Below are 12536 nucleotides of genomic sequence, written 5' to 3'. Positions count from 1 at the left end.
AGATTAAGCAAACATTTTATTAGATGACAGTTTTACCCTATAAAGACAAGGAAACCAGCAAAAAGCAACAAGTGGCTGATATGTTTGATAACATTAGCCACAAGTATGATTTCCTTAATCATTTCTTAAGCCTTGGAATTGATATCCGTTGGAGAAAAAAAGCAATAAAATTATTAAAAGAAATTCAGCCTAAGCAGATATTAGATATTGCTACAGGTACGGGTGATTTTGCTGTTGAATCTCTAAAACTAAATCCTGATCACGTTACTGGTGTGGATATTTCTGAAGGTATGTTAAACGTAGGTCGTGAAAAACTGAAGAAGAGAAAGCTTGATGACAGAATCACATTAACTTCAGGAGACTCTGAAAACCTTCCATTTGAAGATAATAAGTTTGATGCGATCATCGTTGCATTTGGGGTAAGAAACTTCGAGAATTTAGAAAAGGGCTTAGCTGAAATGAATAGGGTTTTAAGACCTGGAGGAAAAGTAGTGGTTTTGGAATTCTCAAAACCTAAGAGCTTCCCATTTAAACAGTTATATAATTTCTATTTTAAAAATATCTTACCTACTTTAGGCAAAACAATTTCAAAAGATAATGCGGCTTATACTTATCTACCTGAATCTGTGAAATCATTTCCTGATGGTAAAGATTTTACTGCTATTTTAGATAAGATTGGCTTTAAAAATACAGAATGCAAACCATTAACTTTAGGCATCAGCTCAATTTACACAGGAATAAAGTAATTCTTTTTATACTCTTAGGGTTTATTGGTTTTCAGGCGAAGGCTCAGTATTATGAAAAAGAAAACCTCCCTAACTATGATGATGCGCTGATTCATTACGGCTTTTACCTTGGTGGGCATACTGCTAATATGAAAGTAAGGTATAATGAAGATTATCTAAGCAATCAATTTGATTCTCTTCATTCTGTAATTCCTGAAAGCTCGCCTGGTTTTACTGTAGGTTTTATTGTTAACTTACGCCTTGCACAATATTTAGATTTAAGAACACTTCCTGGTGTTGGTTTGTATCAATATACTCTGAATTATAATACATACGATCAAGCTGAAGAAGTTACTTTTCAAGGAAAGAAAGAGGCCTTCTATGCTGAATTACCTCTTTTATTAAAATATAAATCTCAAAGAAGAAAGAATTTTAGGGCTTATATGATTGGAGGCGCAAAGCCTTCTTTTGAGGTTAGTGGTAAAAGACCCTCTGAAATTAAGGAAGATGTTTTGCTAATCAACACCTTTAATTTAGCATTAGAAGTAGGGTTTGGAGTGGATATCTATTACGAACTTTTTAAATTTTCGCCAGAAATTAGGTTCTCAAGAGGATTGACAAATGCTTTGTACTCAAGACAAAATAGCTATAGCAGTCCACTAAATGAGCTTGTTACGAACAGTGTTTCTATTTACTTCCAGTTCCAGTAAGCTTCTTTTTTTTACTATTGATCTAGCCAGCTTTTAAGGGCATTCACTTTTTCACGGCTGACAATAATGTCGTTATCCTCACAATTTTTAAGTTTAATCTTTAATCGGCTATTGGAGTAGGTTATTATTTCATCAATAGCTCCTAAACTTGTGATGTACTTTCTGTTTAAACGGAAAAATTGATCTGGGTTCAAATCTGAGTCTAGTTGATCTAATGTGTAATCTACAATATATTTTTTACCTCCTTGCGTTTGAAGAAAAGTTGCTTTTTGTTCGCTGTAGATATAAGAAATATCTTGAGAGTTAATGCTGTATATCTTCTCACCTACTTTCACCATAAAGCGGTCCTTATATTGTTTACTCTCTTTCTTTAATAAACTTTGCAGCATATTCAAATCAACAGTAGCAGGCTTATTAGTATTGTTTTTATATTTCTCAATAGCTTGACCTAACTCCTCTGGATCGATTGGTTTTAACAGATAATCAATAGAATTAAGTTTAAATGCCTTAATTGCGAATTGATCATAAGCAGTTGTGAAAATGATTGGGCTATTGGTTTTTACCTGATTATAAATTTCAAAACTTTGCCCATCTGCCAACTCGATATCACTGATTATTAAATCTGGTGCTGGGTTGGAACTTAACCAATCAACAGAATCAACAATAGTATCAAAGTGTCCATGAATACTAGCTTCAGGAATTAAATCATTAAGCAGCTTAATGATTCTGGTCGCTGCCGGTCTTTCATCCTCTATAACTAAAATATTCATTCTGATATATTTAATAATGGTAATTTAACTGTGAAGAAATTTTCATCCTGAGAAATGATTGGAGCTTTGTCACTTAAAAGCTGATAGCGCTTTTTAATATTTTCCAAGCCTATTCCAACCCCATCCAATTTTTCTTTTTTAGGTTGCCAATTATTTCTAACTACTAAAAACTCATCTTCCTCTGTAATTTTAATTTTTAGCGGATTTTTGGTAGTAGCTACTGTATGTTTTACTGCATTTTCTAGTAATAATTGCAATGATAATGGAGGTAAATTTTTTCCTGCTGTTGAGGAAATTGAGATTTCGAATATCATTTTATCCTCAAAGCGTATTTTCTGTAGTTCAAGGTAATTTTTAGCAAAACCTAGTTCCTTTTCTAAGCTCACTAACTCCTCTTGCTGAACTTCCAATACATATCGATAAATTTTAGACAAGCTTTGAATAAATTTATCAGATCGTTCAGCACTCTCATAAACCAAACTACTTAGCGTATTTAGCGAGTTAAAAAGAAAATGTGGGTTTAACTGATCTTTTAAGGACTGGTTTTGACCTGCCAGAACAGCCCTTTTTAATTGCTCTGCCTCCAAAACAGATTTACGCCATTCAAAAAGCCAAGAGCGAGTAGTAAAAATTGCATTCACTGTTACGGCAATAATCATTGGTGAAACAGCTTCGGATGCAAAATATGGCAAATTTAGTTCTTTAAAAGAAAGTTGTGGGTTTCTTACCCATACATAAGCTGTAATGACAATAAAACTCGCAACGAATGAATATAGAGTATAAGTGGCTAAAGTTGCAAGTAGTCTGACAAGCGGCTTTTCCACCCAAGAAAATCTTTTATCAAATATTCTATCTACTAAAAAACCACCATAAGAAAGAGAGGAAGATAAAAGAAAAGAATTGATAAAACTTGGAAGTAAGTTTTTCATTTGATCCAACTTGAAAAAACATGTTGGACAAAAAATAAAAACAAGCACTACCGATATCCCTAAATTAAGCTTTATGAAATTGACCAAACTCCCGAAGGGGTATGTATAATGTTTGCTTGCCATGGTTATTCTTTAATCCAAATATACAGTATTGAAGGAAAGCATCTACTAGAAAAACTAATTTCTAGTAGATGCCATAAATTATTCACATGATTTCAGAACGGCTTGAGCTGATTCTTTACCCCATCTTGGAAGCAAAGGATTATCCGTTTCTTGCGCTTCTTCTTTTCCAAAATACTCCAAACTTTGCTTTGCGATTCCACAAGCTTTTTCTGGTCCTTCTCCAAAGAATTGTGACATCCCTAATTGCATTTGAGCCATTAATGACATTGCTCTAGGGTTCTCAGGCTCTAATTTTAAAGCTCTTCCAAATGTTTGCATTACTAAACCTGAAAGTTGTTGTCCTCTAGTCTGTGGATCAACTGATAATTGGCCCATCATAGCGTATCCTTTTAAGGCTATTAATTCAGCATTTTCACCATTCCTATTGATACAATCTTGAATAGTTTTAACTGCAATATCATAGTTCTTATCCTGCTCTTCAGGATTTCCTCTAAGAATGAAACCAGCATTGGTATAGGCTAAAGCAGTATAGTAGTCAGGTAACCACTCATCCTGATTCATTTGCGAAATTCGGCTGAAGCCATTTGCTACAGACTGAAATTCAGCTGCACTTTCAGCATTCCCCAAGGCTTGCAACTGCTTCTGCATTGCATTTACATAGGCTGGATCAATAGCCATTGTGATATTTGACAATAAAAATAAAAGTGCGATTAGTGTGAATTTAATTTTCATGATTTCTAATTTTAAAGATTGACGATTATAAATTATTTAATTGATTAGCATTTTTGTCTGTTGAAAGGGTTAAGAATACTCCCAAGAATAAAAACCTTGGTGCAGCTTGACCAACTGGAGATGAAGCAAAAATACCTTGTTCATTGACTTGATTGGCATAATCAAATCCAAACTGATTTTCTCTTCCTAGTACATTATTGCAGGCAAAATGTATAATAAGATTTGGCTTAGGTAGATAACTCCATGATAAACTTAAAGACTGAAAACTTTTAGTTCTCTGATTTTGCTCGCCTTCAAAATTTGGATTTGTATAAGCAAAGCCATCATTTACAGAAAATGAGCCTCCAAATTGAGAGTTTAGAGAAGATACGAAATGCTTTACAACTAAAGAGGCATTATGCTTTGGAGCAAAAGATGGCTGTACTTCAGATTCATAATGAGCAAATTTCCTTTTTGAATCTACAAAACTGTAGGTAATCCAAAAGTCAGTATTTTTTATACTCTTTCTGTCTCTATAGAATACATCAAAGCCTGATGCTTTTCCAAAACCATTTAGGCTGATGCTTGATAGGTTCATGTCTGCTCCATCAAACGTCAAAAGATTATCATAATCCTTGTGGAAAGCCTCAGCTCTAAAAGTTCTGCTATTTTTATGGATAAAATAGTTTAATATATAATGAGTAGCCTCAGTATTTCCTATGCTATTATTTACAACTCTGTATTTAGATTCAGCTAACTGACTGAATTTTCCATACGCCAATGATATTTGACCTTCATGTTGAAATTTATAACTCAATGAAGCTCTTGGATCTAGCCATTGCTCATTTATGAGATTGCTGTAGCCTGCTCTTAAACCTCCTCTTAATATTAAATCATTGCTGATATAATAATCAGATTCTACAAATGCATTAGCTTGTGGATCTTCAAAACCTCTACTTTGATTCTCATCTAATAAGGCCTCATCATATTTATTCCAAAAAGTCTCAACACCTATTTTAGTTGAAAATGCATCAGAGAAATCGCGAATAGCTACCCCTTTAGCATGAAATAATTGTGTTTTTTGTTCTACTTTCAATCCGCCTAAATCAAATTGATCATTATTCAGTGTGTAGCTTAATCCTCCTTTAAAACTCCACTCCTCATTCTTAATTTGCTTGAATGATAGCTGCCCTACATTATAGTTATTATTAATTTTTATTAAATCACCTCTACCAAGCTCACCTGGCTCAGCTTGCCAAATCTCCATCCCACTTGATTCTGTTTGAAAAAATGCTTTAAGCATTCCGCTATTCCCCCATTGTTGCCTCCCTAATATTGAAGCATCCCAACTATGAGGAGCTCTTTCCCAATCAAAATTCTGATTGATAAGGTTCTGATATGGCCCTAAATCAAAAAAGTTTGCATTAGCACTAATACTGTTTCTTTTACCTACCAATGTTTGGGAAACACCACCGCCTAAAGACATCAGACTAATATCTGCCTGACTTCTCACTGGCATATCAATACTGTTTAAAACTAATGCAGAGGATAATGCTTGCCCGTATTCAGCTGAATATCCTCCAGTTGAGAAGAATGAACCCTTAAACATATTAGGACTAAAGCGAGTCCGACTAGGTACATTGTTAGCAGTGGTACCAAAAGCATTATTTACTTTCAAGCCGTCTATAAAAATGGCGGTTTCAGACGCATCACCACCTCTAACAAACAATCTTCCATCATTACCCACATTGCTGGTTCCTGGTAAAGTTTGGAAAGCTCCTACGATATCGCCAATTGCTGATGGCGTAGTAACGATATCAATTGGTTTTAAAACTACGGCCTTTTTTACATCTGAAGCTTCCATTCCTCCTGCAGTAATGGTTACAGCTTTCATTTGGTCAATAGCTTCTTTTAATGATGTATTAATTACTATTTCATTTCCTTCAAGTGAAACCGTGTGCAATTCTTTTTTAAAGCCTACTGATTGAAATGCTAATTGATGGGAGCCTGTCAATTCTGTTTGAAATTGAAATTCTCCATTTACAGAAGATGAAGTTCCTTCATAAGTTCCCTCAATAAAAATATTAACCCCAGGTAGGGCTTCATTATTTTTATTGGTTACTTTTCCTTTTATAATGGTTTGTCCTAACAGACAAAAAGGAAATAATATTATGATAGTTAGTGTGGTTAAAGTTTTCATACCGTTGATGTTTTATTCAAAATTGCGGTATGAAATGCGGTAATTAAATTAATACTTACCGAAGCTACAGATTATAAGGATGAACTGTAGAATCTTAGAACTGAATTTTTTATTAATCTAGGGAAATGGGAACCATACTGAAAGTATCCTGCTTATCAGACGGGTTTATTTTTAAAATGTTAGACACAACAAGATTCACCAAAACCCTTGAAGCTTTATATCGATTGAGTTTAGAGATTTCCTGGAATTTAGAAACCGTGATAAAGTCATTCTGTCCTAAATACTCTAACAATAGCCTTTCTTTTTCTTGTATTTGGAGTACTCTTCCATTCTTTCTCTGAGAAAACTTGATGACATTTCTCACTTCCTTACTAGCTTGAATACTTTTATCAGCTAGCCTTACATAGGCCTTGCCCCAATCTGCCTTTTCATCCGGCAAAGCATAATGCGGCTTCTTTTTACTTTCTGGAACAGAATAATGCACTACTGATCTTTCCTCATTTTCATCTAATGGAATTATATAGTATTCATATTTCAAACGAGGTTTACACAATGTTGCCAATGCTTTATTGAGAACATAAATTTCTTCATCAGCATATTTTACCCCTGGAATATTTCCATTATCATCTACACCGATTAATATATCACCACCATTAGTATTGGCAAAGGCCACAAACTCACGCACAATTTTCTCAGGATGCGAAGCTTTCCTTTTAAATTCAAGGGTATCCCCCTCTCCTTTTCTAACTAAACGGTATAAATCTTTGAGTTCCATGTTTAAAGTATGGTACCTGTAAACTGTAAAAGTAGACTTAAAAGAATGCTTGATTAATTAGGATGCAAATATACTTTCATCCTTTTTGAAAGATTTAAATTCTAAAGCATTCCCACTAGGATCTAAGAAAAACATAGTCGCTTGTTCTCCTGCTTCGCCTTTAAATCTTATATAGGGTTCAATTACAAACTCGGTATTCTGAGCTTTCAATCTATCTGCTAGCTCGTGCCACTGCTCCCATTCCAAAATAACACCAAAATGTTTGATGGGTACTGACTTTCCATCAACTGGGTTTGCAGCTGGTTCTTGAATGGCTTCATCCGTAAGATGAGCGGTAATCTGGTGGCCATACAAATCAAAATCAATCCATCTTTCAGAAGTGCGACCAATTTTACAATTCAACTTTTCTTCAAAAAACTGGCGAGTGGCCTGTAAATCAGTTACAGGAAATGCAACATGGAAAGGTCTAATATTTTTCATTGGTCTAGAATATTAAGGAAGTGAATAATCAAAAATGGTAATTAAAAAAGCAGTCATAGATTAAATACTAATCAAATGACTGCTTAAATGTTATAAGAAATATCTTAAACGCCTTCTGCTTCTACTTCTTTCACATCATTTGGAAGCATTCTTTTCAATAGATTTTCTATCCCAGCTTTCAATGTAATAGTTGAAGATGGACATCCGCTACAAGATCCTTGCAATAAGACTTTCACCTTTTGATTATCCTTATCATAAGAATGGAAAGAAATAGCACCACCATCTTGTTCTACTGCTGGCTTGATATATTCTTCAAGAATATTTTTGATTTGCTCTTCAAGCTCTGCATTTTCACTATTATTAGGTTGCTCGAATAAATCTTTAGGTTGTAATTCAATTACGCGCTTTCCTGATTCTAAGAATTCTTTGATTACCTCTTTTATCTCATTTTGAATTTCCACCCATTCGTATTCCGGTTTTTTTGTAACCGTTACGAAATTACTCATGTAAAAAACTCTGTCTACATACTCTTTCTCAAACAAAATCTTTGCTAAGGGAGCTTGAGCCGTATCTTCTATAGAAGGATAATCAAATGAATCACCTTCAGGAACTAACATTTGGTTGGTAGCAAATTTTAATGAATTAGGATTCGGATTTGCTTCCATATAAATGGTAACAGGTTGTTGTGTCTGCGTACTCATCTTATTTTTTTAAGTCTTTTTTAATTTATTTATTTGCTGGAACGTCTTTTGGCACTTTTAGTTCACCTTCAGACTTCGCAATTAATGTAGAAACAGTAGCATCGCCAGTAACGTTCACTACGGTTCTAAACATATCCAAAATTCTATCTACTGGGAAGATGATCGCTACCCATGCTGGATTCAATCCAACAGAGTTTAATACGATAATCATCATTACTAAACCAGCACTAGGAACAGCAGCTGAACCAATGGATGCTAAAGTAGCCGTTAACACAATGGTTAATTGCTGTCCTAACGTTAGATCAACCATATGCAGCTGAGCTAAGAATACAACTGCAATGGCTTGATACATACTTGTACCATCCATATTCACTGTAGCTCCAATAGGAAGTACAAAACTACTTATCTTCTTTGAGGCTCCCATATTCTCCTCTACACACTCCATAGTTACAGGAAGTGTTGCAGCACTACTGGAAGTAGAAAATGCCAAGAATTGAGCTGGACTTATTCTTTTTAAGAATTCTCTATAGCTAAGTTTTTTGATAAACGCATGTACAATCAATGGATACAGCACAAATATCATAAACAGTAAACCCACTAATAAGGTAATTGAATAACTTCCTAGGCCTTTAAAGATCTGTAAAACCTGAGCTGGTGTATCCGCCATTTTGGCGATCACTCCGGCTAACAAAGCGAATACGAAAAACGGAGCCGCTTTCATGATGATATCCACCATCTTAAGGATAACCTCATTCGCACCGTTTACAAAATCGATTACCCCACTTACTTTTCTATTAGGAAGCATTGCTAAGCATATTCCAAAAAATATTGCAAAGAAAATAACCTGCAACATGTTAGCATTACTGCTGAAAGCCCCAAATACATTTTCTGGAACCATATCCACAAAGAATTTCAATGGTCCCTGATTTTTAGTTTGATCTGCAGATTTAGAAAGCTGATTTACCCTTTCATTAGAACTTTCTGTATTTTTCAATGAATCTAAAGTCCCTTCTTTCATAGCAGAATTAACCAAATCTTGATATTTTTGCTCTTTTAAGAAAGATCTTCCGTCCTTTGGCTGTGGTACATCAGGATTTTCACTAACCCAAAGTTCATATTTAATTCTGTTTTTAACTCTTTGTTCTTCATTTACAAATTTGCCAGGCTTAACTACATTCACAAGCGTTAATCCGATACCAACAGCAACAACTGTTGACATAAGGTAGAAAACAATGGTTTTGAGTCCTAACTTTCCTAATTTATTAATATCAGTTAAGCTGGATACACCACTAATAATAGAAAGCAATACCAATGGAACTGCAATAGCCTTTAACACTCTTATGAATATGGTTCCAAATGGGTCAATCCAATCAATAGTAAATTGATTCCAGCCTAAATAACTAGAAATAAATGCCCAAATAATCCCTAAAATCAGACCAATTATGATTCTGATATGTAATGGTAATTTCTTCATTAAATTTTATTCGTTTTAGCCCTTAACATGAAATCAGCAATCGTTAAAGCAGCCATGGCTTCCACTATAGGCACTGCCCTTGGCACTACACATGGATCATGTCTTCCTTTTCCTTTTACTGTCACTTTGTTTCCATCTTTATCTATACTCTCCTGATCATTCATGATAGTAGCAATGGGTTTAAAAGCTACATTAAAATAAATATCTTGACCATTCGAAATTCCTCCTTGAATACCTCCGGAATGATTAGTTGAAGTGGTTACTTTCCCATCCTCAGATTGAAATGCATCATTATGTTGAGATCCATACATTTTCACTCCTTCAAAACCACTACCGTATTCAAATCCTTTTACAGCATTAATACTTAACATTGCCTGCCCTAGCACTGCATGTAGCTTATCGAAAACTGGTTCTCCTAATCCAATTGGCACTTCGTTTATCACACAACTCACAATCCCACCTATGGTATCACGATTTTTGCGTGTTTCATCAATATGCTGTATCATTTTTTCAGCCATCTCAGGATCAGGACAACGAACTATATTCTCTTCTGCTAGTTTTAAATCCATTTCTAAATAGTGCTTCTCAAGTTTTAAACTTCCTACCTGAGACACATAAGCTGAAATATCAATGCCATATTTCTTTAAATACATTTTTGCAATAGCTCCTGCTGCAACCCTAGCGGCTGTTTCTCTGGCAGAACTTCTTCCACCCCCTCTATAATCTCGAACACCATATTTTTCCTGGTAAGTAAAATCAGCATGAGATGGTCTGTAACTATCCTTTATATGAGAGTAATCCTTACTTTTTTGATTAGTATTTCTTATGCTCAGTGCAATAGGTGTACCTGTAGTCAGTCCTTCAAAAACACCTGACAAAATCTCAACTTCATCTTCCTCTTTCCTTTGTGTTGTGATTTTTGATTGGCCAGGTTTTCTTCTCTGCATTTCGGTTTTTAATAAATTCTCATCAATCTCAACTCCTGCTGGACAGCCGTCAATAATAACGCCTATTCCAACGCCATGAGACTCACCATAGGTAGTGATATTGAAGATTTTCCCGAAACTATTGCTCATTTATTTAAAAATTGAAGCGCAATTTAGGATTTTTTCAGCAAGAAGAACAATGAAACTGAAAAAGCGACTATAAGAAATATATTAAATACCCATTTCCACACATCAGTGGCTTTTAACGACTGTAAATCGTTTGAAACCTCACCTATCCTATCATAAAACAATCCATCAGATGAAGCTTGTTCTATATTTACATTGGCCATGCTTTCTCCTTTAATGTTCAAATTATATCTAGACTTTAAAGTATCATATTTATCTGTAGCCGTATTAAAGAATATAAATTGAAAATAATCAGACAGATCGTATTCACCTGGCTCTTTAGGAATGACATAATAGTTAAATGCTTTAGAACCTGTTACTGACACTCCTCCACGGGTTATATTTTCCGTTATATTAGGTGAATAAACTTCCAGCTCTTCTTCTTTACTAATTTGAGGCTCAGCAATACCTGAAATATTACCAATTCCTCTAACTCTAAATTCATATTGAAAGCTTTCTCCCGTATTTAATTCAGTAGAACTGATTTTTTCAGATAGTTTATAATTTCCAACCGAAACTTGATCCTTCAAAGGATGATCTGGAAGAGGCTTCACTTTTACTTTTTTAGGCTTAGAATAAAAGGTCTTGAAACTTTCTTTTCTATTTTGTCCAAAAAAACTTCTATTCTTAGCTACTTTATATTTTATCATTTCCAGTCCTACACTCGGAAATTCGATATCCTGTGCACCTAATGGAAAAAAGGTAGCTTGAAATATTTTATAGACACTATATCTTTTTCCTCCTATGTTTACAGGCTCAGCCGAGATATTCTCAATATTAAAATTCTCTTCCCACACATTATTAGGTCTGATTTTATTTAAAATATCTGTTAACTGATTGGTAAGATCATGAAATTGAAGAGGTGCTCTATTTTCAGTAGAGACATAAAATGCTAAAGTTGTATTTACTCCTTCCCCTACATAAACTTCATTTTTATCAGTAGTCAACGCAAAAAATGCATCCTCTTTTAAATCCACGAATTCTTCAGGTTCATCCCTTCTCCCAAAAAAGTCTTCAAAGGGATCGCTTCCAAAGGGATCGTATCTACGATTTCTATTTTGTTGTTTTGCTGGCCCTACTTTCACACTTTTTCCTGGGGAGCTAATAACCTTCCCATTCACATTAATATTAAATGGTCTGATATTGATGATTCCTTGTTTTTCAGGAATATAAGTTTGCGTAATACTTTGGCTTCTAGTAACCTGACCATTAAAAATATTGGTCGATGAACTGCTGGAGGTTCCTCTTTTCACCAACCCCTCTATATCGGGAAACTTATCATACGATTTCAAAGTCTCTCCCTCCACTTTAATAGTAATAGTAAAAGCCTCATTTAACGCTATTTCATCAGGACCTAATTCAATAGAAATATCCTGAGATTGAGCTATTGCAGCTGATAAAAATGTGATAAAAAATAATAGTAAAATTTTAAATAACCTTGTCATCATCTTCCTCGTATTTCTTGTCAAATACTTTACACAATCGAACGTTAAAATTAGTGTTTAATTTTCGATTTTTATAAAATTTTAGTATTTTCAGATACTTTAAAAAAGTAAGTTCTTTTAATTAAGTTTTTCTACAACTCAAACCATAATAGCTATGTTAGATTACGTTAAATCAATTCTTTCAAAAGTAAGTTTCGATAGAAGATTATTTGAAAAAGAATTAACCAAAGCTATTGCTCTGTTAGTTGAACATGAGCTAAACATTTTAAAAGATTGGTGTTATCGTAATTTTAGTTCGATGTACCATGATATTTTAAACAAACATTTTCAAACTGCTTAATATATAGATGGCCTCCACTTAAGGAGGCTTTTTTATTTCCC

13 protein-coding genes are annotated in these 12536 nt (G+C 34.3%); 3 read left to right on the top strand and 10 right to left on the bottom strand.

What is annotated here, in order from left to right; all coding sequences use genetic code 11:
* Positions 1-23 precede the first annotated feature (23 nt).
* The gene (ubiE, locus tag QYS48_RS09410) at positions 24-746 is read left to right on the top strand and encodes a bifunctional demethylmenaquinone methyltransferase/2-methoxy-6-polyprenyl-1,4-benzoquinol methylase UbiE (protein WP_308355689.1); all 723 of its coding nucleotides are present in this window, start codon (positions 24-26) and stop codon (positions 744-746) included.
* Entirely contained in the window at positions 695-1435 is a 741-nt protein-coding gene (locus QYS48_RS09405; protein WP_308355687.1) for a porin family protein, read from the top strand. Before ubiE ends, QYS48_RS09405 begins: the two co-directional genes overlap by 52 nt.
* 14 nt (positions 1436-1449) lie before the next feature.
* Here the strand turns inward: QYS48_RS09405 and QYS48_RS09400 are convergent, their stop codons facing one another.
* From QYS48_RS09400 to QYS48_RS09355, 10 genes are all read right to left on the bottom strand, one after another.
* A complete protein-coding gene (locus QYS48_RS09400) occupies positions 1450-2205 on the bottom strand; it encodes a LytTR family DNA-binding domain-containing protein (protein WP_308355686.1) in 756 nt (251 codons plus the stop codon).
* Entirely contained in the window at positions 2202-3134 is a 933-nt protein-coding gene (locus tag QYS48_RS09395; protein WP_308355685.1) for a sensor histidine kinase, read from the bottom strand. Before QYS48_RS09395 ends, QYS48_RS09400 begins: the two co-directional genes overlap by 4 nt.
* Before the next feature lie 201 nt (positions 3135-3335).
* The gene (locus QYS48_RS09390; protein ID WP_308355684.1) at positions 3336-3989 is read right to left on the bottom strand and encodes a hypothetical protein; all 654 of its coding nucleotides are present in this window, start codon (positions 3987-3989) and stop codon (positions 3336-3338) included.
* A gap of 25 nt (positions 3990-4014) precedes the next feature.
* A complete protein-coding gene (locus tag QYS48_RS09385; protein ID WP_308355683.1) occupies positions 4015-6168 on the bottom strand; it encodes a TonB-dependent receptor in 2154 nt (717 codons plus the stop codon).
* 112 nt (positions 6169-6280) lie between these two features.
* Positions 6281-6943, bottom strand: coding sequence for an ATP-binding protein (locus tag QYS48_RS09380; protein ID WP_308355682.1), 663 nt, complete (start codon positions 6941-6943; stop codon positions 6281-6283).
* A gap of 57 nt (positions 6944-7000) precedes the next feature.
* Positions 7001-7423 (bottom strand): VOC family protein, encoded by a 423-nt coding sequence (locus QYS48_RS09375; protein WP_308355681.1) that lies wholly within the window; start codon positions 7421-7423, stop codon positions 7001-7003.
* 104 nt (positions 7424-7527) lie between these two features.
* Positions 7528-8124: a NifU family protein gene (locus QYS48_RS09370; RefSeq protein WP_308355680.1), complete on the bottom strand. Its 597-nt coding sequence runs from the start codon at positions 8122-8124 to the stop codon at positions 7528-7530.
* Between the two features lie 25 nt (positions 8125-8149).
* Positions 8150-9598 (bottom strand): dicarboxylate/amino acid:cation symporter, encoded by a 1449-nt coding sequence (locus tag QYS48_RS09365; protein WP_308355679.1) that lies wholly within the window; start codon positions 9596-9598, stop codon positions 8150-8152.
* Positions 9598-10674: a chorismate synthase gene (aroC, locus tag QYS48_RS09360; RefSeq protein ID WP_308355678.1), complete on the bottom strand. Its 1077-nt coding sequence runs from the start codon at positions 10672-10674 to the stop codon at positions 9598-9600. The genes QYS48_RS09365 and aroC overlap by 1 nt, the downstream gene beginning before the upstream one ends.
* Positions 10675-10697: 23 nt before the next feature.
* A complete protein-coding gene (locus tag QYS48_RS09355) occupies positions 10698-12158 on the bottom strand; it encodes a BatD family protein (RefSeq protein WP_308355677.1) in 1461 nt (486 codons plus the stop codon).
* Between the two features lie 151 nt (positions 12159-12309).
* Here QYS48_RS09355 and QYS48_RS09350 point away from each other — a divergent pair, with 151 nt between their 5' ends.
* Positions 12310-12495, top strand: a complete 186-nt coding sequence (locus QYS48_RS09350) for a hypothetical protein (RefSeq protein ID WP_302122749.1) — start codon at positions 12310-12312, stop codon at positions 12493-12495.
* Positions 12496-12536 lie beyond the last annotated feature (41 nt).

Source organism: Marivirga arenosa, assembly GCF_030503895.2.
In the GTDB taxonomy this organism is placed as follows: Bacteria; Bacteroidota; Bacteroidia; order Cytophagales; family Cyclobacteriaceae; genus Marivirga; species Marivirga arenosa.
This window is presented reverse-complemented; position numbering and strand designations above follow the sequence as displayed.